Consider the following 25,351-nt stretch of genomic DNA (forward strand, 5'->3'; position numbering starts at 1 on the left):
TGACTATTTGCTGATACCAGCACTAAAGGCAGATTGCCCATTGGCGCTGATGGTGGCGATGCGGCACTCCACTACCCCTTTGGGTAGGTTGGTCAATAAGACGTGCTGCGAGCCGGCCTGGGTAATCGTTAATTGCTGCCAGTTGCCGTTACCGCTACGATACTGCACCTGGTACCCGATTGCTTTTTTCACTGGGGTAAAGAACAACAAAGCCTGTGTCTTGTCACGCAGCAAGCCACGTACCTGCGGCGCTGCGGGAAGTTGACCACCATCGGGTGTTACGGCGATCTCTTCACTCCATTCACTATCGGAAAAGTTATGCTTCACCGTTTGCAGGCGGAAATAATAGGTCTGACCGTTTTTCAACCCCGATACAAACAACAAGCCCTTCGTGGTGGACTGTATCGTAGGCACCTGCGTATAATCGCCCTTGCTCGTGGTGTATTGAATACGGTATAGATAGTCGTCGGCTTGTGAAGCATGCCCCACAAAGAAGCCACCATCTGCCGCTTCGGTATAGTAGATCACCGGTGGTGCCGAGCCATAGCCGATCTGAACGTTCTTTACCGGCGAAGCAGTTTCGCCAGCGTCGTTGATCGCTACCAATTGGTACTGATAGTTTTCATAAAAGTTGAGCTTTTGCACATCGATGTAATGATTCACTGTAGGGGCAGATTCCTGCATTTGCCCGTCTTTGCCGTACCGGAGCTTATAGGCTTTCACCTGTGGGTCGGTGGGGAACTGCACGCGTAGCCCAGCCGCATTGTTGAACATATTGTTCATTTCGATCCGTACCCCGGTGGCATAGCCGACGGCGGGCACCGCAGGCGCCTGCAGGTTGATCAAGGTATCATACACGGAATATTGTAAAGGCGAAAGCAACTCGATCCGCAAAGCCTTGATCGCGGTATTGGCGGTCCATTGAATCGGATAACGCAGCTCCGCATCGCCGGGCTTGATAACCGGCAGGGATACGATGCCGCCTGTGATCACCTGGTCGTGCGCGTCGACCGCTGTCCACACTGCCTGATAATTGCGTAAGGTATAAGCGGGCAGGTCGAGCAGCTTGCGGGGCGTCAGCACCAGGTTGGCCGTGTTGGTGGTGCCTTGCTGGAGGTCAGTGATCGTCAACCCACGCACGGGTGCATATTCTTTGCGGAAGGAATAGAAGGCTCGTTTCTTTCGGCGAAACACATCGACAATACCCCAGGAGCGGTTCTCTGAAGGCTCGCGGGTACCGATAAAGCTGCTGCGGTAATCGTTGAAGGTCCAGAGTGATGCGCCAATCAGCCAGGGCTTGAAACGCATGGAATCCAGCATAGCTTGTGCAGGGGCATCGGTGTTCAGGTCTTCGCCCAATTGTCCATAGCCGTACTCTGTATAGAACAGTACTTTTTCGGGATGGTATTCGTGGATCTTATCGGCCAGCCTGCCGATAGCGGACCCATATTTATTGATCAGGCCGAGGTCGGAATATTGAATGGGATCTGTTTTTTGATCGGCAGTATGCGATACCATCACCCCCAGGTGCAGACTATCCTGCCGGTGTATGTATTCGATGGCGTGCTGTACGTATTCCATGGTTTTGGGATACTGTCCGATCTCGTTGCCTACACACCAACCGATGACGGACGGGTGGTTATAGTCCCGCTCCATCAGTTGCTTCAGCCAGGCCTTGGGTAATGGTTGGTCTTTGTCGGCCAGCCGGTCAAAGCCCCACAGGGGGATCTCATCAAAGATCATGATGCCTTTTTCATCCAGGTAATCCATGGCTTCCTTGGGTAAGGGCAAATGCGAGAGCCGCATCATATTGGCACCGAGACTTTTCATCAGGTCAATGTCTTCTTTGATGCGCCACAAAGGCAACGTGCTGCCGTTAGTTCGGTCATCGGGCACCAGGTTGAAGCCCATGGGACGGATCGGTTCTCCATTGAGTGAAAGGGTGTAGCGGCTGTTGTCGATGTCTATTTTGCGTAAACCAAAACGATCTGTTTTGGCCGAGGGGGCACCCCGCTCCTGCCCGATCGTTACCGTACTGGTGTACAGGAAGGGATCGTCAAACGACCACAGGTGTACTTCTTTACCGGTAATGGTGGTGGCCACCGTCAGGGTTTGTGTATCGGCTGCTGCAACAGTACCAGTAAAAGGCAGGCTGCGGCGAAAACCGTTGGGTGCCGAAAGGACTGCTGCACCCTGTATGTTGGCTGGTGAAGTGCCTGCGTTGTGGATGACCACCTTGACGGTCACGGTGGCTGTTTGCTTTTGCAGGTTGATGACCGGCTCGATCTGTTGGCGGACCACACGTACGGAGCTGCCCGCTACCAGCTGTACCGGCCGGCGGATGCCACCCCAGTTCCAGATAGCGCCGCGACGGAAACTGTTGTCGGCGCACACCACGATCGTATTCTGCCCACCATAGTTGCTCAGATTTGATACGTCAAATTCAAAAGGCAGGAAGCCACTGTGGCTGCTGCCCAACAGCTGTCCATTGATCCATATCTTGCTGTCGTGGTACACGGCTTCAAATTGGAGGCGGACCAGTTTGTTTTTCCATCCGGCAGGTACTACGATCTGGCGACGATACCAGGATTTGCCGGCATAATGGGCATATTCATTGCGCGTATCCCAGTTGCCGGGAACGGTCATTTTATCCCAGCCATTATCTGCCAGCCCAGTTGTATACCAGCCTTGTTGTTCGCCGGTATTGTTGGGGTCGGTCTGGAACAGCCAGGTGGCGTTCAACGACAAGGTATCTTCTCCCGATCCTTGTGCCTGTATACCGGTGGCGGGTAAGGTCATCAATAGTCCATATAGCAATATCTTGTTCATAGTGGTATTATACAGTGAGTGTAGTGGTGGTTGCTGGCTGCTCGAGGGTGAGCACCTTTTTTTCCTCCAGCATCAATTGTTGTTTGGAGCGACGAGCCGCTATCATTGGGATGGTGGCGGCTGCCAGCACCACAACCGCGATCACCGCTGTAAAGCGACCTCCCGCATCGGCCACCAGACTAAGCCCCAGCAACATGGCTGCGGTAAATAACAGCGAAAAGGCGATCACGCGCAAGCCGAAATGGTGTTGCTTTTTATTGGCATAGACTTCCCGGGCGGGGATGGCGCCTGATTGAGCGCCGGTTATTAAAGACAGGAAGAGGAAAGAGATGAGTAAGGACAAACTGGATTGGGAACGCGGTTCGCGTAATTTCTGTACATTCATACGGCAATCAAATTTTAAAACAACAGCTTAGTAATGGATGGCACAGGCTGCGTATGCCAGCAGTAATCTTTTCCAATATTAGAAAGAATTTCGACTGCTGCTACCTGTCCTACCTCAGATTCTGCCAGGAACGATACCGCAATCGTTCCCGATACACGAGTAGTCCTGGTAGGTTTATTGGAATGCCATTTTCTTTGCATAGAAATTTAACAAGGACACCGAGGTATGATCAGATGCATCAAGTGCAACCAGGTACACGCCATCACCAAATCGGGAATTGTACGTGGTAAGCAACGCTACCGTTGCAAGGATTGCAACCTGTTCTTTACGTTCCCTGATAAGGAGGGTAAACCAACCCCGGTCAGGCAACAGCAGGCGCCCACGATTCGTGATATTGCAACGGAACTGAATATCTCCAAGTCGACGGTGTCGAGGGCCTTGCAGGCGCACAGCGATATCAACGAGCATACCCGCAATGCGGTGATCGATATGGCGCGCAAACTGAATTATCATCCGAATCTATTGGCCAAGAGCCTCGTTAATAAGAAGAGCAATACCATTGGCATCATCGTGCCGGAGTTTGTCAACTACTTCTTCCCTACCTTGATCATAGGTGCACAGGAGGTGGCTGCCAGGGCTGGCTACAATGTAATTATCTGTCAATCGCAGGAGTCGGCGAAAACGGAGGTGGCGAATGTGAACGTGTTGTTGTCGAGCCGGGTGGAAGGTGTGATCGTGTCGATGACCAAGGAGACCAAACAATACGACCACTTCCGGACCTTTGAAAAATTGTCGATCCCGATGGTGTTCTTCAACCGTATTTGTGAACCACTGGATACCTCGCGGGTGACGGTCAACGATTATGAAGGCGCCTTCAAGGGCGTAGAGCACCTGATCAAGAATGGCTTTACAAAGATCGCACATATTGCAGGGCCGGGTAACCTGCTGTTGAGCCATAACCGGCTGAAAGGTTACCAGGATGCTTTGAAGAAATACCGCATGCCCATCAATGATAAATACATTATACCTTATAACCTCACCGACAGTCATGCCAGGAAATGTGCCCAGAAATTGTTGCAACTGCGCGACCGGCCCGATGCCATTTTTTGTCTCAATGATGTATGTACCACCCAGGCCTTGCTGGTCGCCAAAGAAATGGGGATTGCCGTACCACAGGAGCTGGGCATCGTGGGTTTCGGCAACAATCCTTTATCAGCTTATATAGAGCCATCGCTCACCACGATCGAACAACCGGTTCATGAAATGGGCCGGGTGGCGATGGATATTCTGATAGATCATATCACCAAGGGGTATGGGCAATATACGCCTGTACACCGCACCCTGGCCACCAAACTGGTGGTGAGGGCTTCTTCTGTAAAATAAAGTCCGGGCAGTAGCCTGGCAATGAATCTATGCACCAGCTACGCCTGCCATTGTTCCGACTTTACGTATTGATGCTTTTGTTTATTGGGATCCTACCGGTTGCCAGGTTGACTGCGCAATCGCTTTCCTCCTTGCAACAGGGCTTTCAGCAACCACCCCCTACGGCCCGGCCCCAGGTGTTTTGGCACTGGATGAATGGCAATATCTCAAAAGAAGGTATCCGCAAAGATCTGCTCGACATGCAGCGTTGTGGTATTGGGGGTGTGTTCGTGTTCAATGTAGCGCAGGACGTGCCGCCGGGACCAGTGCGCTATGGTACGCCGCTGTGGTACGAACATATGGCCTATGCCCTGCGGCTTTGTGACAGCCTGGGCATCAGCTTGATCAATACGAATTGTCCTGGCTGGTCTACGAGTGGTGGTCCCTGGATCGATGTAGCGCGGTCGATGAAAGTGTTGACCTGGAGTGAACAGGAAGTGCGGGGCGGCAGACGACAGCGCATATCCTTGCCTATGCCGGCCGCCAAACTCAGCTACTACCATGAGATTGCTGTGGTGGCGGTTCCTTCAGATAAAAGCAATGAGATCGATTTAAGGGGGTTGGGTACGATCTGCTATTCAGATAAAACGCAAACACTGCCGCTGGAGCTGTTGACGGATGGCGATGAGCAGACGGGGGTTACTATCCCCCTCAGCGATGCGCGTGATTATATCGAGATCAACTTCGCTCAACCGGTCACCACCAGTTTGCTGACGTTGTATATGGGGTCTGGAGCGTGGTTGTATCACTTTGATGGCAGGATCACCTGGTCGGCTGATGGTAAGATTTACCGGCCGCTGCGCGATTTTCAATACCAGGGTTATATCATGCATACGGCGATGACCATCCCTTTTGAAGCGGTAACAGCGCGCAGTTTTCGGGTTTATGTCAAAACGGCTTACCGCACTACCGCCATAGCTACCGATATACGGGAGATCGCATTGTCGCACACACAACGGGTGGAAAACAAAGACGCACAGATTGGACGCACCTTTGCCAATATCCACCGGGTGGCTAACCGACCAGCTTCCTTATCGACGCCAGCAACGGCAATTGATCTTACTGATAAAGTCGATAGCCTGGGCGTATTGGATTGGGAGGCACCGGCGGGTAACTGGACGATCCTGCGTATGGGGTATACCGTATCGGGGACAACCAATCATCCGGCGCCGCCGGAGGCGACCGGTCTTGAGGTGGATAAACTCGACGCGGCGGCGGTGGCGTATCATTTCAACCAGATGCATGCGCCCATGCAGAAGTTGGTCAGAGAACAAGGCCTCACAAGCTGGAAAGGTATTGCCATCGATAGTTATGAAGCCGGCGTACAGAATTGGTCGGCAGGTTTGCTGCAAGCATTTCGTGAGCAGCACGGATATGATCTGCGACCCTGGTTGCCCGTATTGACGGGGAGGGTGCTGGGTTCGCAGGAATCGTCCAATGCCGTATTGCACGACTACCGCCAAACGGTCAGCAGCTTGCTCGCCCGGAACTTTTATGGCACTACGAAAATATTGGCCAATGAGCAGGGCCTGCAACTGTATGTAGAACCGTATGGCGGTTTCTTCGATACGTATCGCAATACGGGGTTTGCCGATGTAACGCTGGGTGAATTCTGGATGTCTTTCGGTACCAACAATATCCGCCAGATCGCGTCGGCGGTCCATACCAAGGGGCAAACAATTGTAGGCGCTGAAGCGTTTACGGCAGTACCGCAGTATGGCGCTTTCCAGGATATGCCGGCGTATATCAAGCGGCTGGGTGATCGCGCTTTTCTGGACGGACTCAACCTCAACGTGCTGCACTCCTATGTACATCAGCCTGCCGATGCAGGACCCGGTTTTACGCTGGGACGTTTTGGATCGCACTTCGGACGGCTCAACACCTGGTGGCGCCAGGCTCCCGCGTGGATCGATTATTTATCGCGCGTGCAATTTATGTTGCAACAGGGGCAGTTTGTGGCGGATATCTGCGTGCTGAAAAACGATGAGATCGATTTCGTGGCTGATCAGCCAGGTAGTGACACCGCGCGACTGGCTTATACAGGCTATAACTATGATTACTGTGCGCACGACGATATTTTGAACATGCGCATGCAGGATGGACGGTTGGTGTTGCCGCATGGGCAGTCGTACCGTATGTTGCTGTTGCCGCCCAACCGGTTCATGCGGTTGCCGGTATTGAAACACCTGGAAACATTGATCCGGCAGGGGTTGATCGTTGCGGGCAAGCCGCCGTTATCGCCGCCTGGCATGGTATCGGCAGCCAACCTCGCTGAATACAACCGCCTGGTAAAAACGATCTGGAATGGTAGTGGCCGTTATGGTGCGGGAAAAGTTTATACGACTAGCGATCCGTTGGCAGTCTTTAAGTCGAATAAAGTCCTGCCGGATATGTTGGTGAAAGAGGCAGACTCTGTGCAGTGTGTTCATCGGCGTACCAGCGAGGCCGATATCTATTTTCTCTCGAACCAACAAGGTAAAGAGGTGTGGGCCGAAGTGACGCTGGCCGCCGCTGGTGTACCGCAACTATGGGATCCTGTGACGGGTAAGATCTGTGCCATCGATCGATACTATCAAGCTGGGGGGCACACCAGTTTCCGGTTGATGCTGGCGCCGTATGCGGCTACCTGTGTGGTGTTGGCAAAGCGGGCGCCTGTTGTTACAGCCGTTACTGGGTCGCATGATGACAGTCTGACCAAGAGTGACCGTGGTCATCGGGTTGCTTCGTTGGCGGCCCTGCTACAGCCCCCACCCCTTCCTGTTGTCACCTTGCCCCTAACCGGCTCCTGGCTGTTACGGTTCCTTGATGGCCGTGGTGCGCCGGATAGTTTGCGCATCGATAGTTTGCAGTTATGGAATGAGTTTACCAATCCGGGTATAAGATACTACTCCGGTACGGTGGCTTATGCCAGGTCCTTTACGTTGCTGTATCCTGTACGCTCCCTGGGTTTGTGGCGTTTGCAGCTGGACCAGGTGTATGATATTGCTGCCATCCGGATCAATGGAAAGGAGGTCGCTACGTTGTGGACAGCTCCTTACGTCGCCGATATCACCAACTATGTACAGCCGGGAGAAAATAAACTGGAGATACTGGTCACCAACCGATGGATCAATCGCCTCATTGGCGACCAGCAACCAGGTGTAATTCCTTCCACTGTTGTTTCCTATCAGCACTATACGGCCGATTCGCCCCTGGTGCCAGCGGGGTTGGCGGGGCCCATTTCCATATTGGGTTATAAATAGTGAACCTGCGGAACGAAAACATCCCTCCGGGCTTACCCGAAAGGATGTGCGCAAATGCAGTTGTTCATGGCTATTGCTTGCGGAAAAACAGGTCGATCGATATCGGGACCAGGTCTTCCAGCAGGTTGTCTTTCACAAAACCCACTACGCTGTTCGATTGGTAGGTAATACCCCATTTGGTGCGGTCGATGAGCAGGGTACCTGTAGCATGGATCTCATCACCACTCCGCGCAATGGTGGCAGGAAAACTAATTTCCCGGGCAATGCCCCGTACGGTCAGTTGCCCCGTGACCGTGAAGGAACTGTCGTTGGCACCGGGTTGGGCCTTCACCAACTGGAACGTGGAAGTCGGAAACTTTTTGACATCAAAGAAGTCGGGATCTTTCAGGTGTTCTTCCAGGCCGCTTTCCTTGTCGACAGGGTCTTTGGGGTCGATGTGGGTGATCGTTTTCATTTCGAGCTCGAAATAGCCGCCCACGATCCGTCCATCGGTTTCCAGGGCCAGGGTGCCTTTTGCGGGTTTCAAAAAACCTTTGTGGCCGCCGCCGCCCACCGACTTACCCTCCCAATACACAAAACTGGTGGGTAGGGTCAGTTCATAGGCCACTGCGTTGGCGGGTACCGGGGGCGCTGCGACAGCAGCGGTGACGGGCGACACGGCCACCGTCGGATCGGGGTGATCCTGGCAGGCCACCAGGCCCACCAGGCAAAAAGTTGTGCTGGCTAACAAGGAATTGATACGCATAAGACGTTCAGATTTGAGGTGATTGATCGAAAAGTCCCAGGCCCGGACTGTTTCGACAAACCTACATTGCCACACACCTGGCGGTGGTAAAAGCGTCGTAAAACTTGTGTAAACGAATGTAAATTCTTGGCAAAGGCCCGGTTGCGCCGGGTGAATGCAGTAATTTTACGCATGACCTGGAAAGCCTTGCTTGTGTTGGGCGTTGCCCTGCTATTGATCGTTTCCTGGACGGCGACCCGCAGCCGGACGTCCTGGCCACCTGCCGATCCGGCTGCCGAGAAGATCATCATCCGGCAGATTGGTCACCAGTTGTTGCGCCAGGCAGGCGATTCCACCTCACGGATCCTTCCCGTGGAAGAATTGGCTGCCGGGCAGTACCTCCTCCGGTTTTCTGCTCCCTTCGTGTTTATTCCTGATTCCCTGGTCGCCACCGTGGCCCAGGTAGTCGCTTCCACCAGCCTTCCGCCCGCCTACCTCGTGGAGGTGATTGATTGTTCCGCCCCCTCGCAGGTCATTTTCGGATACCAGATAGCCAAAGACACCGCGCACAACGTGGTCGCGTGTCTCGGACGGGAACAACTTAAAGCCTGTTACAATATCAAACTCACTTTTAAGAGTGGCCAGCAGGCCAATCCTTTTTCCAATGGTCTGCTTGTTGGCAGTCTTGGTGCCATCGGGCTGGGCCTGTTGATGAGGGCGCTGTATCGGCGGAAAACGATGCGTGCCGTACTGCCGCAGGAGCCTGTCATGGCTGTCAACATCCCTTCGCCGGTAGCGGACAATATCCAAGAGCAAGCGACTGCAGACGTCGTTTCATTGCCGGCCGATCCACTGGCCCCCGCGCCGATACCTATCGGCAGCCTGCTTTTTTATAAGGACAGTCAGCAATTATTATCGGGTAAAGACATTATCCCACTCACAGCCAAGGAGGCTAAATTGCTACAGGTTTTTGCCATGGCCCAGCAGGAAGTGATCGACCGCAACCAATTGATGAAAGAGGTATGGGAAGACGAAGGCGTGATCGTAGGCCGCAGCCTGGATATGTTCGTCTCTAAACTACGCAAGAAACTACAGGCCGACCCCCGTGTCAGCATTATCAACGTACATGGCAAAGGGTACAAGCTCGCGATTGGGCTTGCTGCCGAAATGGAAGCTTAAACAGCCGGTCAATGGTCGATGCTGAACCGGTCAGGCATGGCCTATGTCCTTTTCCCTACTCCATCAGCGTGGGCACCTGGTCGTGCCGGTAGATATTGACCTTGCCCCGGTATTCGGAGATCGTTTTTTCGAGTATGAACCCGGCTTCCTGCAAGAGGCTGTTGGATCTACGGTCGTTGACTGCGGTCTTGCAGTAGATGCGGTGTATGCCGGGAAAGGAAAAGAAACTATAGAGGCAGCTGTTGAGGGCCTGGGCAAAATAGCTGACTGGTTCCTGTTGCTCGGGCGATAACAAGAAGTGAATGCTGTAGTCACCCGGTTCCATTTCTTCACGGATGCTGACTTCGTCGAGGTCGGCGCGGATGATGTCGATCTGCATCAGTGGTACATGGTTGATGAGGGCCATCAACGATTGACTGTAATCGGCCGTGAGCAGGTCCTGGTAAGTTTCCAGCAATTGACGGATGGGCAAGAGGGGTGTTTTACAGGGCTCGGGCCGGTATTGTTCGATCCACGAGTAGATGACTGGCAAGTCTGTTGGTATACAAAATGGGCGTAGGGAAAAAAAGCGGTGGTCGCCTGGCAGCAACCCATAGAAAAAAGGCGTGTATAATATGCCCGGATCAAGTGGGCAACATAACAGTTTCTCCGTAAAAGGACGCATAGCCGTAAGGTTCAATTGTCAGGAAATGAAATTCAAAAGGGACGATAACCGTGTAGTAGCGGAAATTTTCACCTGATGCTTCCGTCGACCATTACCGTTATTAGGAGAGTATCCAAATTTAATAGTATCTACGTATGGATGGTACACAGGAATTCAGCACCCTGGCCTTTTTTATGGCTTTAGTCACAAATAATTAATAAGTGCTACGGGAAAACCCTTACAAGGCTGGCGCATAGAGGAAGGAGTTGCCCGGTAGAAGGCACTGGTAGTGTAGGTGTAGCTAGATAAAAAGTGCTGAGACTGCCTGGGGATACGTTTTAAACTGTCAGGGAATGATGGATACAACCTTCCCCTTCAACTGAAACCGGATGCCGGTAGTTGTAGCCAGGTTGCGCAACAGCTTTGATAAGGGTACATCACGATCGTATACGCCCGTGATCGCCTGTCTGCTGGTATGGTCTCCATAATCCATCTGTACGTCATACCAGCGCTCTACTGCCTTCATGACATCGGGTAAAGGCGTTTTATCAAATTTGAAGAAATTGTCTTTCCAGGCAATGATGGTGCTGGCCATTACATTGTTAAGCACAACGCTTCTGCCGTCATCGTAGATACGCCCTGTCTGATTGCGGAGCAAGGTGAGATGATGATCCCCCTTGCGAACCTGCACCTCTCCTTCGAGCGACAATACTTCTATATAATCTTCGTCGCGGTAAGCTCTTACATTGAACCGTGATCCGGATACCTGGATCGTGGCAGGTAGTTGTCGTCCGCTAATATCGATGAGGAATGGCCGGGCTTTACCCAGCGCCAGCCGGTCGGTGTAATTGATGGGATTGATCAGTGTGGCTGGTAATCCCGTTACCTCAAAATAGCCTTCTCCACTGAAGTTGACACGGCGGAAATTGTTGCCAAACAAAGCTGGATACTTTAGGCGTGAGTCGGCATTGAGCCATGCCCGGCTGCCATCGGGCAAGATCACCCTGAACTTGCCCTTACGGGGAACTTCCAGCGCATTGTAAGAAATGGTGTCTCCGGGATGACTGGAGTGGTAAAACAGCCAGCCATTTTCTTTCAGCACCTGTACATCATTGTCGGATTGCTGGGCAATGATGCCATCAACGGTATCTACCATGATCACCACCAAACTATCTTCCAGGTATAACCTGGCCTGGTCAGATCCTGGTTCTATGTCTTCCTGCATGTTACCCAACATAGCAGTCAGGTTCTTCGTTCTTGTCTCATTGAGCCACAGAAAGGTAATGGTCAGTACGAATACCAGCAAGGTGCCAAGTAGTCCGATCCGGTCGCGGCGGCGATACCACCATTTATCCTGGTTTTCATCTTTGAACCACCTGGCGGCATTCAGGTCATTGATCGCTTTCGTTTTCCGGTCATCATGCCGGGTAATGGCCAGGCGAAGTGTTTCGGGATTGGTGAGTTGATCGAAGAGGTGTCGGTTGTCGGGTGATTCGTTGATCCACTCACTCAATTCCCGTTCGCCGTCACTGCTGAGCGAACCTTTGAGGTAGCCCGCAATCAGTTCGGCCTTCTGGTAAAGTGTTTCGTTCATGGATGAGGTTTTTGACGCTTCAGCTGGCATGTTGAAAGTAGTTCTTCCAGGTGAGCGATTCAAAAGCTACAACGAAAAGGAATCGCTCCCCTACTAAGGGTAAATTATTTATTTATAATGCGTTCGGTATGTTGAGCTCAACGGCGCCGGTAACTGTTTGATAAAAGAGATCCCGGTCTAAACGGGAAAGACCGGGATCATCATCATGTTACCCGGGAGCCAGTGATGCATGAACAAAGGAGGAACCCCGGATTCCTCCGGATATGTAACGAATGAGGTAACCGCTGGAACCACGGAAGCGCAAAAAAATATCATTGAATTAACCGGGGCAGACATACCGCCGTGCCGGCTTATGCGTAAACACGGCTGTTCGCAACGATTTAATGGCGATGGTCTTCTGGTTTTGTATGGTCTGCACACTCAGTTGCAGCCGGTTTGCGATCTCTGCATTGCGCATGCCTTCGAGGTAGTATAATTTAAATATCAGCTTGCGCTGGGGTGGCAGCATTTCAATCTCTTTGTAAACGACCCCCAGTACATCGTTCTCGGCCAATCCATGTACGAAGCGTGTCGCCGCCGCCATGGGGGATGTATTGAACGATACCAGCGACTCGTCATCATCCATCAGCAATTCGACCAGCTGTTGATGTTTACCTGCCTTCCATTTCTGGTGACGCAGTACATCGATACAGGCATTGCGCGCCGTCACATGCAGAAAGGTCTTGATCTTTTGCAGGTGATCGAAATTGCTACGCAGCTTCCATAACTTCACAAACGTTTCCGCCGTGATGTCGCGTGCCTCCTGGGCATCGGTTACATAATGCCGCGCATAGTAGTAAATCGAGGTGAAAAATAAATGATAAACCTCGGCAAATGCCGATTCCTCTCCGTTTTGGAACTGGTAAATTAAAGACTCTCCCGCTGTTTTCATGAACAGGTCATTACGTGTTACCGTGAATAAAGAATTGATCAGACTAACGCCGCTGCTATCGAGAAACCATAGCCGATAGTGGGGAGGATCACTATAAAGGATGAGGAAGGTTTTCCGGGTTATTAGCTTGCATGGTTGCCAGCTTTGCTTTGGAAGGGCAACAGCGACCCATTGTAAAAAAGGATCCCCCTGTACTAAAGTTAACAAACTAAGGGGAAACTTGTACAAGTCCTGAAAAATGACTTTGTCAGTTACCTGCGCCCTGATCCATGCAAAGGAAGTCTGAATGGTCGAGACCTGTTTTCGCCTCGAGGCTGTTCAGTAAAACCCGTTCTTTTTTACTGGATGGCTAAACGAAAATGAGATCCCGGCGATAAAAGTATGGAAAAAAATGATGTGCTCAATGTCTAACCGTTAGTGGATAAAAATTAACCAATTGTGCTATGGACGGTTCCTTCGATCCTGCAGGCCATACATGGGCCCCTCCGGTGCAAGATACTGCCCCGTCTGCTTCCAGGTCAGTTCTGCTATGTTATGCAGGCGCATATCGGCATGAGTTCGTCAGCCGTTCATCTTGCATAATCCCCCTTTGAAGGTAGGTTCAGACAAACATTAGGATTATTTTAACGGCGTTTGGAGGCCTTTACAAGGCCGGTATTTGTTAGTGCGCGACATCCTGTAAATGAGTGCTAAAAGGATGACAATCATTAGTCTATGGGGCGGGTGGGATTTCAGGCAGTGGGCGCTTCGCTACTCACACATACATGTTTTGCCTTATAAGATGAAGTAATCGGCCGCTCCAGTCCACCGTCTTCAATTTTTCTTTAGAAATTACGTTTAGTTTGCAACTATTAAAGCCCCCCATTTTATACATGCAGCATTGGATTAAAACTTTGGTCGTGGTAGTTGTTGGTTGCCACGCCTTACAGCCTTGTTCGGCTCAGTTCTCGGACAGCACCCGTCGGTTGGTACCTGCCCTGGATACGTTGCCCCTGCGGATTGACTGGAATAAGCCGGTGCCCGACTACAGGTTCCCGCTGCAATCATTCATCATTCCGGCTGGTATGATTTCGTATGGCGTATCTTCTTTTGCGTTGAAAGGGGTCAAGAACCTGAATGAAAATATCAAAGAAGAGGTAGCCATCGAGCATCCGCACCATAAGCTGACCATCGATAATTACCTGCAGTATGCGCCGGCTGTTGCGGTGTACGGGTTGAATGCGATGGGTATACACGGTAAACACAATTTCAAAGACAGAAGTATTTTATACGGCATGTCGATGATTATCTCCAATGCCACCGTTTTCTCGATCAAGAAGTTCAGCAATGTACAAAGACCGGATGAATCGAATTATTATTCCTTCCCTTCTGGCCACACCGCTAATGCCTTTGTGGCGGCAGAGTTTATGCGCCAGGAGTATAAGGATGTTTCTCCGTGGTATGGCGTAGCGGGTTACGCGGTAGCAGCGACTACAGGTTACCTGCGCATGTACAACAACAAGCACTGGTTCAGTGATGTCGTCGCCGGCGCTGGTGTCGGTATTGCTTCTACCAAATTGGCCTATTGGCTATACCCCATTATTAAACGTGGATTCTCCAAAAATAAAGACCTGAATACCGTCGTCATGCCTACCTATTCTCAGGGCGCCTTCGGTCTGGGACTCGTTCACAAATTCAAATAAGCTGTTTACTCGAACACTACGGTTTTATTGTTATACACAAATACCCGGTCGTCGAACACCAGTCGCATGGCACGGGCCAGTACAGCTGTTTCAATCTCTTTTCCTGCTTGCATCATATCGGCGGCTGTCAATGAATGACTCACCGGAATGATCTGTTGGGCTATGATCGGTCCTTCGTCGAGGTCATTGGTCACGAAGTGTGCCGTAGCGCCGATGAGTTTTACCCCCCGTTCGAAAGCCTGGCGATATGGATTGGCTCCGGCGAATGCCGGTAAAAAGGAGTGATGGATATTGATGATCCTGCCTACGCGACCGGCAATGAAGCCGGGTGATAGAATACGCATGAACTTGGCCAGCACGAGGTAGTCGGGATCGTAACCGTCGACGATCTCTCCGATGGCCTGCTCAAAATCTGCCTTCGACCGGCCTTCATGCGTAATATGGTAGAAAGGCACCTCAAAACGCGCACAAATATCCTGCAGTTTGTTGTAGTTGCCGATTACGGCGAGGACCGTAGCGTTTAGCGATTGAAAATAGTGACGGATCAGGATATCGGCCAGGCAATGGTATTCTTTGGTCACGAGTACGACAATCCGCTTTGACGGCATCGGGTTGACCAGGATGGTAGCATCGACCGGCAATACCTGCGCCAGGGCTTGTTGCACCCGCTCCTGTAAGGCCAATGGATGCGATGGTGTTTCCACCTGCACGCGCAGGAAAAACCTGTTTTCTGCCTTGTCGACATGCTCGCGCAGCGATACGATATTTAAACGCTCCACGGCCAATACGCCGGATATGGCAGCCACCAGACCTACCTGGTCGATACATTGTATTACGATGATCATACTGTAGGGCAAGATAACCGAAATCCCAATAGCTTCCATGCTGGTGACGCATGCCGGTTGGCCAACTCATTTTGCTGCCCATGCGTTTCCAACCAAAAGGCCGGGATCACCCCGGCCTCATCATAAACAGACTATAATCGTGATGGCGCTATGCCATACATTTTCTTGAACGCAAAGGAAAAATGCGAGAGGTCTTCAAACCCTACATCGAGGTACACGTCGGAGGGCGCTGCCCCTTTTTCCTTGATCAGGTAATGCGCTTCCTGCAATCGTTTCTGGAGCAACCAGCGACTGGGCGACTGGTGAAAGATCTTCTCGAAGTCGCGTTTGAAAGTGGCCAGGCTGCGCCCTGTGAGGTAGGCAAAACGTTTCAACTCCACATTGAAGTGGTAGTTCTTTTGCATAAACGCTTCCAGATCGATCTTGCCGGGTTCGGAGAAATCGAACAATACCTGCCGTAAGTCAGGATCTACCTTCAACAGTAGTAAGAGGGCTTCTTTCAGTTTGAGTTGCATCACCGCTTCCTGTTCCTCCACCGGCAACGTTTCGTATACCAGCAGTGAGTCCATAAAGCTTTTATACAGGGGATGTGGCTTCAGGGCGATGATGGCGCTCCCCTCCTGCCGTTCCCTGGCCTCATAACCATGTTCCCGGCTAAAGGCCAGTAAAGTGGGTTGATCGAAATACAACGACACCGAACGAAAGGCGCCATCAGGGGGCGGTTGTTTGATGAATTTTACCAGGTGGTTCTTGCGCACCAGCCTGAATTGTCCGGGTTCACACACGTATTTACCGGTTGCATCTTCCAGCGTAAGCGTGCCCGCCCGTTGAAAGCCGAATACATGTTCTCCTACAAACTGCTCCCCTTCCCGGTTCCTGCTGACATAACAGGAGTACAGGATGGAGGAGTTTTGCCCGCGTGTTGTGTCCATAGCCATGCCTTCAAATGTAAGCGATAAACGGCAGCCGCCTGGCTGCTGTTTATCGCGAATACTAATAATGGTTTAGTTCGTTTTTAACTGGCTGTACATTTTTCCCTGGGGCGTGTCGAGAAAATTAACGGCGTCGTCGTGGTCGGTCGATACGCTCACGGGCTTCCATTTTTGCAGGTCGGCCGTACGTTTCGCATCTGCCATTTCCAGGATGGCTACTGCTTCACTGCCCAATACGAGGTGTACAGGTGGTTCGGGGTTTTCTGATAATTCGATCATGACGCGGGCCGCCTTGCGTGGGTCGCCCATCGGCACGAATCCTTCTCCCCGGAAATGGTGTTTCACTTTTTCTACCGATTCTTCATATCCCTCTACAAACGGTGCGAAGCTCATCGAGTCGCCTGCCCAATCAGTTCGGAATCCGCCAGGCTCTACCGATGTCACCAGGATGCCCAGGGGGGACAGCTCTTTGGCCAGGGCCTCACTGAAACCACTCAATCCCCATTTGGCGGCCTGGTAGATCGTAATACCGGGGGTGCCCGTGCGGCCGCCAATCGAACTGATCTGTAGAATGCGGCCACTTTTTTGACGACGCATATAAGGAATGATGGCCCGTGTGATCTCGATCGGGCCATAGAGATTGGCTTCCAGCTGACTGGTCACCTGTTCGTCCGTAAATGCCTCGGCTGCACCGGTGATGCCAAAACCTGCATTGTTGACCAGTACATCGATGCGGCCATACTGGTCGATCGCTGCTGCTACAGCGGCTTTGATCTCCGTTTTATTAGTAACGTCGAGGCGAACCGGCAGGATCTGACCGGGATATTGTGCCACCAGGTCCTGTAATTGTTCGGGTTTGCGTGCAGTGGCAACTACGCGGTAGCCACTGGCCAATACGGCTTCTGTTAAACTTCTTCCCAAACCGCGGGAACTTCCTGTTATGAACCAAACTTTTGACATGTTATATCGATTTTGTTCTTCAAAGGTCGGTGGCGTGAGCACCCGGGAGTTTGCTGAAAAGCTCAAATTGGTTTGTTGTATGGCTCAAGGCAGGCACAAAAAAAACGGGGCCTTCCCGGAGGAAGGCGCCCGTTTGCGTATTACGAGTAACCCCTGCTATTTTTGAATCACCATCTTGGCAGACAGTTTTTCTTCACCTGTGTTCAGTAATACGGTGTAGGTACCCGATGGTAACCTGTTGGCTTCTGCACTCAACATGATGAGGTTGGTGCCGTCTGTGATGCTGATGCGTTTGTTCATCAGTATCCGGCCCTGCATATCAACAATGTTGATCATGGCCAGGCGTTTCACACCCGATACAACCTTCAGCGCCACCTGGCCATTGGAAGGATTCGGTGTCACCTGTACGGTGATGCCACGGATGGCGGTGAAACTTACCGTATTTACGCGGCTGTACTCGAAGCGGCCGTCAAGGTCCACCATTTTCAGGCGGTAGTATACCTTGTTACCGTTCACGTTGTTCAGCGGATCGATGAAGGTGTAGTCGTTGACCAGCTCACCTTTGCCGGCCACCTGGCCAACTGCTGTGTAGGTCACTCCGTCCACACTTCTTTCGATCACGTATGCCTGGAAGTTTTCTTCCTTCTCTGATTTCCAGTCGAGCTGTACTTTATCGCCATCGATCGATTTCGCTGTGAAGCTGATCAGTTTCACAGGTAATTGACCCAATGCGAACCTCCACAGCCTGTCTGTATCGGTAGGCAGTCCCTTAGACAATGGTCCAACTGCGCCAGGCGTTGCCGGGTTGCCGATTACGCCACCTGCCAGCATACCTTGTTGGGTAACATTCGGTCCGGTTGCGATGTCGAACCTGTCATCGAGGCCGTCACCGTCACTGTCGAGACCAGTCAACGTCACCAGGTCGTCATTGACATTGTTGCCGTTGAAGTCATGCGCTTCTACCACATCCGGCTGTCCATCGCTATCGGTATCCAGGTTCAGGTAATCCGGGCTTGCGCTGGGCAATCCGGAAAGCCTGTATGGTGTGATACCGTTATTGGTGTTGCCGCCGAAGGCAGCTGGTGCGTTGTCATAAGCGTCTTCGATACCGTCGTTGTCGGTGTCTACGCCGGTTGGTAATATATAACCTGCCGTAGACTGACCTTCCACGTTGTCGGTGATGCCATCATTGTCTGCATCGATGTCGATGTAGTCAGGCAGTGCCGCATTGTCGAAGTTGGGCAGTACGATGGTCGGCAGTGCATTCACCACGGTGCTCCAGCCATCGGTTCCCACAGGTCCGTCTGCGATACCATCGTTGTCGGTATCTGGCAGGCCTGTTTCGCGTGTGTCGAGGATGCCGTCGCCATCTGAATCGAGATCATATGGATCAGGTAATCCGGCTGCGTCATGGTTGGCCTTGACATAGCTGTCGGGTCTTCCATCTGCATTGGTATCGGCACCTGTTGGGATGAGGGTATTGGCGGTATTTTCTGCAATACCATCGTTGCCCACATCTCCATCAACAGGATCGGAGAATCCGTCACCATCGGTATCGGTGAAGCCATCGATACGTCCATTGTTGTCCAGGTCAGTGCCACCTGCTTCCCGTATATCGGGCAGGCCGTCATTGTCACTATCGAGGTCGTAGTAGTTGGGCACGCCATCGCTATCGGTATCCCTGGAGCCCAACGGTGTACCGCCGAGAGCAGGATCATAGGCATCGTGCAAACCATTACCATTGGCATCTGTGAAGTTGTCTATGCGGCCATCTCCATTGGTGTCAAGTCCACCATTCTCCACGATATCGGGGATGCCGTCGTTATCGCTGTCGAGATCCCAGCTGTTGATGATGCCATCGAGGTCGGTATCGTAGCGATCGTCGATGTCATCGCCATTGCTGTCTACATATCCTGGGTTGGTCGGATCGAGATAGTTCGGAATACCGTCGCCATCCAGATCGCCCAAGGGGTCGAGACCCGTGGGGCTTTCGAGCAGATCGGGTATACCATCATTATCGTCGTCGAGGTCTACCTGGTTGCCAACACCGTCGTTGTCACGGTCACCCACCTGTCTCCAGTCGCGATCACCACCAGGGTTGTTCACATCCGGGTAACTGAGCGGAGTCGTACCGTTGGTCGGATTTACCGCAGTGTTGTCATTATCCCAGCCATCGAACAGACCGTCACCATCCGCATCGGTGGTGCCACCGGTCCTTTCGCCACCGCTGATCACGCCGTTGCCATTGGTATCCCATCCTTCGATGGTGTCTGGCTTGCCGTCGTTGTCGGTGTCGAGATCCCTGTAATCGGGATTGTCGGTGCTGTCGGTATTGACAGGTGCAATGCCGTTGTTGGGGTTGCCACCAAAGGCTGCCGGCAGGTTATCGTACGCATCGTCGATACCATCGGCATCTGCATCGACACCAGCAGGTGCCTGGTATCCGGCGGTCGATTGACCTTCGATGTTATCCACAATACCATCGTTGTCGGAGTCGATATCTAGGTAATCCGGACGTCCGTGTGCATCTGTATTCGGGAAGGTCAGCGGTGCGGGTAATGCATCTACTACATCGCTCCAGCCATCGGCACCGTAAGGACCATCGGCCAGACCATTGTTGTCTGCATCCGGCATGCCGGCTTCGCGACTGTCCAGAATACCGTCATTGTCCGAATCCAGGTCGTACGGATTGGCCCTGTCGTCGTTATCGAAGTCACCACGCACATAGCTTTCTGGTCTGCCATCGGCATTGGTGTCAGGACCGGTCAGGATCAGCGGATCGTTCGGGCTTTCAAGGGTGCCATTGTTGTCGTCATCCGGATCGTAGGTGTTAACGTATCCATCCTGGTCAACATCTGCTGGGAAGTCGGCCTTACCATCGTTGTTGGTATCGGCGCCACCGGCTTCGATGATGTCAGGAATACCATCGTTGTCGCTATCCAGGTCTTGCGTATTGGGAATACCATCTGCATCGGTATCACGGTTGGGCAGTGCTACCCCACCGGCTGCCGGATCATAGGTGTCGATCAGGCCATTATTGTTACCGTCGGTCGTGTTGTCCACGCGGCCGTCGCCGTTGGTGTCCACACCACCTGCTTCGATAATATCCGGAATGCCATCGTTATCGCTGTCGAGGTCGCGTGAGTTGATGACGCCGTCACCATCGGTGTCGTAGCGATCATCGATACCATCACCATTGGTGTCTACATAACCTGGCTGTGCAGGATCGAGGTAGTTAGGGATGCCATTGCCGTTCTGGTCGCCTAGCGGATCCAATCCTGTCGGACTTTCCAACAGATCTGGTACGCCGTCGTTGTCATCGTCCAGGTCAAGGTTGTCCGGGATCGGATCATTGTCGCTGTTGGCAGACTGCCTCCAGTCGCGATCACCACCGGGATTGTTAACGTCCGGATAGCTGGTGGGTGTGGTACCATTGGTGGGATTCACCGCAGCGGTGTTGTTATCCCAGCCATCGAGCAGGCCGTCATTGTCGGCATCTGCTACACCGCCAGTCCTTTCAGCGCCATCGATCGTACCATTACCGTTGGCATCCCAGCCTTCGAGGGTGTCGGGTTTGCCGTCGTTGTCGGTGTCGAGATCGGTATAGTCGGGCGTATCGGCCCCATCCGTGTTCACTGGTATGATACCATTGTTGGGGTTACCACCAAAGGTACCTGGTACGTTGTCATACGCATTGTCGATACCGTCACGGTCGGTGTCCAAACCAGTCGGTGCTATATAGGTCGCAGTTGCCTGTCCTTCGATATTGTCTACGATACCATCATTGTCGGCATCGATATCGAGGTAGTTGGGACCACCGCTGCCGTCAGTATTGGTAAAGGTCAGCGGACCGGGGGTTGCATCCACCAGGTCGCTCCAGCCATCGGCACCCGTTGGGCCATCGGCAAAGCCATCACCATTGCTATCGGTAATACCTGCTTCGCGTACATCGAGTATACCATCTCCATCGGAGTCGAGGTCATAAGGATTAGCTACCGTATCACCATCGAAGTCGCCGCGTGGGTAATTATCTGGTCGGCCGTCACCGTTGCCATCGGGACCAGTAATGATCAGCGGTTGAGATGCGCCCTCATTGATGCCATCGTTGTTATCATCCGGATCGTAGGTATCTACATAGCCGTCGTTGTCGGTATCGGTCGTTACGTCGACCTTGCCGTCGTTGTTCGCATCTACGCCGCCCGCTTCAACGAGGTCAGGAATACCGTCATTGTCGCTGTCGAGATCGCGTGTATTGGGAATGCCGTCGTTATCGGAATCGATATTCGGGTGTGCAATACCACCAGCTGCAGGGTCATACGCATCTGCGAGACCGTTGTTGTTGGTATCAACAAATGTATCTACCCGGCCATTGCCATCCTGGTCAATACCACCGGCTTCGATGATATCGGGAATGCCATCGTTGTCGCTGTCGAGGTCTTTACAGTTGATGACACCATCCAGGTCGGTATCGTACTGGTCGTCGATGCCATCACCGTTGCTGTCTACGAAACCAGGATTGCTGGTGTCGAGGTAGTTGGGAATGCCATCACCGTCTGAATCACCTAAAGGATCCAATCCTGTGGGGCTTTCCGCGATATCCGGTACGCCATCATTGTCGTCGTCGAGATCGGTAATGTCCGGAATGCCGTCGCCATCGGTGTCTTCCGCCTGGCGCCAGTCACGGTCTCCACCCGGGTTGTTCACGTCGGGGAAGTTGGCTGGGATCATACCGTTGGTGGGGTTCACCAGGGCGGTGTTGTTGTCCCAGCCATCCAGCAATCCATCGCCATCGGCGTCGGCAATGCCGCCGCTTCTTTCACCACCGTTGATAGAGCCATTGCCATTCGTATCCCAGCCTTCCAGTGAATCGGGCTTGCCGTCATTGTCGGAGTCCGTATCGATATAATCCTGGGTATCGGAGAGATCTGTATTGGTGGGCGTTATACCATTGTTGAGGTTCCCGCCAAAGGTGCCTGGTACATTGTCGTAGCGGTTGTCGATACCGTCGTTGTCGGTATCGGCATTCAGCGGAGCCAGGTAGCCGATGGTCGTTTGTCCTTCGATGTTGTCGACGATACCGTCATTGTCGGAGTCGATGTCGAGGAAGTTGGGACCACCTGAACTGTCGGTATTGGGGAATACCAGCGGGCCGGGCAGGCTGGATACCGCAACTGCCCATCCGTTGGTGCCGCGTGCCCCATCGGCAATACCATCGTTGTTGGCATCTGGCATGCCTGCTTCGCGGGCGTCGAGGATACCGTCACCATCTGCATCGAGATCATATGGATTGGGTTTTACATCTCCGTCGAAGTCGCCTCGGGTATAGCTGTCCGGACGTCTGTCAGCATTGGTGTCAGCACCGGTCACGATCAGTGGTTGCAACGGACTTTCATTGGTGCCGTCGTTCTGGTCATCCGGATCGTAATCGTCTACAAAGCCATCGCGGTCAGCGTCGGCCAGGTTGTCGACCATGCCGTTGTTGTTAGCATCTGTACCACCAGCTTCGCGGATGTCGGGAATACCGTCGTTGTCACTGTCGAGGTCGCGGCTGTTCGGAACACCATCATTGTCCGCATCGCGGTTGGGTAGTGCTATACCACCACCGACTGCAGGATCATAGATGTCCATCAAACCGTTGGCGTTGGTGTCGACATTGCTGTCAACACGTCCATTGCCATCGGTGTCGATGCCGCCTGCCTCTATGAGATCGGGGATGCCGTCATTGTCGCTGTCGAGGTCGAAAGAGTTGACGATACCATCGAGGTCTGTATCAAACGCATCGTTGACGCCATCAACATTGGCATCTACAAAGGCTGGAACAGCGCCACCAGGCGTAGCATCGAAGGCATTGGGAATGCCATCGCCGTCGGCATCAGCCATTGCGTCGATGCCATTGCCTTCAACGAGGTCGGTGATGCCGTCGTTGTCGTCGTCAAGATCGGTAACATAGCCGATCGGGTCACCATCCGAGCTACAAGTGGGTACGTTAACTGCGAATACGCCGGTGCTGACCTCATAAGCCCAGAACCAGGTATTTAGCGTACGTACGTTACCATAGTCATCACAATTCAATGGCAGGGTCAGCGAACCACCGGTACCTGTTGGTGCTGGTGTTGCATTGCCTGAGCCGGGGCCATCCCAGGCACGACCTGGTGAAGCTACACCCACATCGGCATTGGTGATACCGCCGCCGGTATTGTTGTTGTTGGCATCGGTGGTAGGGTTGCTACAACTCGTGCTCGCTGTATTGGCCAATAAGATATCATCAAAATAGAGACGGGGTACGGTGGCGACCGGCGCTACCCCGGTTACACTCATACCGTTGCTGTTCAACTCCGCATCATACATCGGAATATTGACACGTCCCCGTCGGATGGAGAGGCTCATATTTACGGTGACTGTGGAGGTGACAGCTGCACCAAGACCGTCGAGACCATCCCATACCCCTACATTGGCACCCACGGGAACATTGTAGAAGTAAAGGTACCGGTCCCTGGTACCAGCCTGGTAACCGGGAGAGCCGTTGATATCGAGGAGGATGGCGACATCTCCTGCTTTGTCGATGCCATAGGGTATATAAAGCGTAGGTGCGCACCCATAGATACGCCCCGCAAAGGTCGGTGCGGAAGCCACTACCGCGACCGGGAATAGCGTGGCATCCGGCTGCTCCAGGAACACATCATAACCATCCGGAAGCGATGGTTGGGTGGCGCCGGAGTTCTGTGACCGGCGGTCATTGACCCAGTTGGTTCCGTTGACTGCACCGTATTTATTCATGTACAGCGTGAAACCGAAGGGACGGAAACCTGGCAGGAAGTCCAGGTTGATGACGGTACTGTCTGACGTATAGCCGAAGAAGTCGCCCTCGAGCGCGTTGGCCAGCGCACCGGAATTGGTGGCAGGGTCATACGTGATGAAACTCCAGGCCTTGCTGTGCACGCGGCCTTCAAACCTTTGACCGGCCGCATTGGCCACGGTAAAGTCGAATAGCGTTACAATAATATTGGTGTTGCTGGCTGTTGCGCCACCATCCGTGCTGGGATACAGCTCCACGTAAAAGTGTCCGTTTGTCGTGGGTGTAAAGGTGATGAAGTTGCTGTAGCCTGTAGGTGCAGTGCCCGCTATATTGGGTCCTGCTGCCGCCTGGGCATAAGTCGCCAATTGAGCAGCGGTAGAGACCAAGGTAGGTCCTTGCCGTACGGTATTGGTGGCCTCATCCAGGATGCGGTAGTAGATGGCCGTTTGTGCCGGTGTTACGTTTCGGTTAAAGGCCCTGAAGTTGAAATAGAGCCGCTGAGTCGCGAAATCGTTGATCACAAAGTCGATCCGGTTCTCTGCCGGCGCACCCCGGTAGGGGCCTGTGCCATTCGTCGTAGAAATATAAATACCGGTACCGTTGGCCGAGTTGGGCATGACGGATGCCGTACCTTCTGCCAGCACACGGATATCGGGTGCCAGTAAGAGAAAGGCCATTAAGAAGGAAAGGATCTTCCATCCTGTTCCTGCTCTTGGCCGCCTGCCTGCAAATAGCATTTTCTTTCGTTTTCGTGTTTCGTGTAAACGTTTGTTCAACATAGCGAAGTGTTTGTTTTACAGCAAATGAATACCCGCCAGCTACAAAAGCCGGCAGTACAGGTCGTGCCTGTACGTACTGATTACATGTGGTGTACATAACGGAACCGCAGGCAGATAAACTGCCTGAAAAATGGTCGATAGTTGTGATCTCTGTGAGTGCTGTCGAAACAAAAAAAGCAGGGAGGAACCACACAGCAGCATCAGCTGTGTACTAACTAATCATTACAATGACTAAGGTAAAACGATTAGTGAAATGATTCTATCCATTATACGGATAAACCCCCACGCAGGATGGTTAAAAAATGGGTAGGAATGTCGCACTGCCCGAATCGGGTTAAAATTTTCTGGTTAGTGACTGAAGTGTCGGATGCTGATTAAATACAGGAGGCATATAATAAAGCAGGCAAT

Annotated in this window: 14 protein-coding genes; 4 read left to right on the forward strand and 10 right to left on the reverse strand. The window is 52.5% G+C overall.

The window, feature by feature from the left end:
• Nucleotides 1–3 precede the first annotated feature (3 nt).
• Together P2W70_RS15515 and P2W70_RS15520 are read right to left on the reverse strand one after the other, a co-directional pair.
• Nucleotides 4–2,829, reverse strand: coding sequence for a glycoside hydrolase family 2 TIM barrel-domain containing protein (locus P2W70_RS15515; protein ID WP_276482401.1), 2,826 nt, complete (start codon nucleotides 2,827–2,829; stop codon nucleotides 4–6).
• Between the two features lie 7 nt (nucleotides 2,830–2,836).
• Nucleotides 2,837–3,214: a hypothetical protein gene (locus P2W70_RS15520; RefSeq protein ID WP_276482402.1), complete on the reverse strand. Its 378-nt coding sequence runs from the start codon at nucleotides 3,212–3,214 to the stop codon at nucleotides 2,837–2,839.
• Nucleotides 3,215–3,439: 225 nt separating this feature from the next.
• On the opposite strand from P2W70_RS15520, the gene P2W70_RS15525 reads away from it, so the two are divergent.
• Together P2W70_RS15525 and P2W70_RS15530 are read left to right on the forward strand one after the other, a co-directional pair.
• On the forward strand, nucleotides 3,440–4,597 hold the full coding sequence (locus tag P2W70_RS15525) for a LacI family DNA-binding transcriptional regulator (protein ID WP_276482403.1): 1,158 nt from the start codon (nucleotides 3,440–3,442) through the stop codon (nucleotides 4,595–4,597).
• A gap of 77 nt (nucleotides 4,598–4,674) precedes the next feature.
• On the forward strand, nucleotides 4,675–7,878 hold the full coding sequence (locus P2W70_RS15530; protein ID WP_276482404.1) for a glycosyl hydrolase: 3,204 nt from the start codon (nucleotides 4,675–4,677) through the stop codon (nucleotides 7,876–7,878).
• A 70-nt stretch (nucleotides 7,879–7,948) separates the two neighbouring features.
• Here the strand turns inward: P2W70_RS15530 and P2W70_RS15535 are convergent, their stop codons facing one another.
• Complete coding sequence (locus P2W70_RS15535; RefSeq protein ID WP_276482405.1) at nucleotides 7,949–8,623, reverse strand: YceI family protein; 675 nt, start codon at nucleotides 8,621–8,623, stop codon at nucleotides 7,949–7,951.
• Nucleotides 8,624–8,794: 171 nt separating this feature from the next.
• Here P2W70_RS15535 and P2W70_RS15540 point away from each other — a divergent pair, with 171 nt between their 5' ends.
• The gene (locus tag P2W70_RS15540; RefSeq protein WP_276482406.1) at nucleotides 8,795–9,781 is read left to right on the forward strand and encodes a winged helix-turn-helix domain-containing protein; all 987 of its coding nucleotides are present in this window, start codon (nucleotides 8,795–8,797) and stop codon (nucleotides 9,779–9,781) included.
• Between the two features lie 55 nt (nucleotides 9,782–9,836).
• On the opposite strand, the gene P2W70_RS15545 is transcribed toward P2W70_RS15540, so the two are convergent.
• From P2W70_RS15545 to P2W70_RS15555, 3 genes are all read right to left on the reverse strand, one after another.
• Nucleotides 9,837–10,313, reverse strand: coding sequence for a GNAT family N-acetyltransferase (locus P2W70_RS15545; protein ID WP_276482407.1), 477 nt, complete (start codon nucleotides 10,311–10,313; stop codon nucleotides 9,837–9,839).
• Between the two features lie 457 nt (nucleotides 10,314–10,770).
• A complete protein-coding gene (locus P2W70_RS15550) occupies nucleotides 10,771–12,018 on the reverse strand; it encodes a FecR family protein (protein ID WP_276482408.1) in 1,248 nt (415 codons plus the stop codon).
• A 319-nt stretch (nucleotides 12,019–12,337) separates the two neighbouring features.
• On the reverse strand, nucleotides 12,338–12,949 hold the full coding sequence (locus tag P2W70_RS15555) for an RNA polymerase sigma-70 factor (protein ID WP_276482409.1): 612 nt from the start codon (nucleotides 12,947–12,949) through the stop codon (nucleotides 12,338–12,340).
• 872 nt (nucleotides 12,950–13,821) lie between these two features.
• On the opposite strand from P2W70_RS15555, the gene P2W70_RS15560 reads away from it, so the two are divergent.
• Nucleotides 13,822–14,631, forward strand: coding sequence for a phosphatase PAP2 family protein (locus P2W70_RS15560; RefSeq protein WP_276482410.1), 810 nt, complete (start codon nucleotides 13,822–13,824; stop codon nucleotides 14,629–14,631).
• 5 nt (nucleotides 14,632–14,636) lie between these two features.
• Here the strand turns inward: P2W70_RS15560 and purU are convergent, their stop codons facing one another.
• The 4 genes from purU to P2W70_RS15580 form a co-directional block, all read right to left on the reverse strand.
• On the reverse strand, nucleotides 14,637–15,476 hold the full coding sequence (gene purU, locus P2W70_RS15565) for a formyltetrahydrofolate deformylase (protein ID WP_276482411.1): 840 nt from the start codon (nucleotides 15,474–15,476) through the stop codon (nucleotides 14,637–14,639).
• Nucleotides 15,477–15,607: 131 nt separating this feature from the next.
• On the reverse strand, nucleotides 15,608–16,408 hold the full coding sequence (locus P2W70_RS15570) for a helix-turn-helix domain-containing protein (protein WP_276482412.1): 801 nt from the start codon (nucleotides 16,406–16,408) through the stop codon (nucleotides 15,608–15,610).
• A 72-nt stretch (nucleotides 16,409–16,480) separates the two neighbouring features.
• A complete protein-coding gene (locus tag P2W70_RS15575) occupies nucleotides 16,481–17,368 on the reverse strand; it encodes an oxidoreductase (protein ID WP_276482413.1) in 888 nt (295 codons plus the stop codon).
• 156 nt (nucleotides 17,369–17,524) lie between these two features.
• Complete coding sequence (locus tag P2W70_RS15580; RefSeq protein WP_276482414.1) at nucleotides 17,525–24,943, reverse strand: T9SS type A sorting domain-containing protein; 7,419 nt, start codon at nucleotides 24,941–24,943, stop codon at nucleotides 17,525–17,527.
• Between the last annotated feature and the right edge of the window lie 408 nt (nucleotides 24,944–25,351).

It is taken from the genome of Paraflavitalea pollutisoli, assembly GCF_029360705.1.
Taxonomy (GTDB): domain Bacteria; phylum Bacteroidota; class Bacteroidia; order Chitinophagales; family Chitinophagaceae; genus Paraflavitalea; species Paraflavitalea pollutisoli.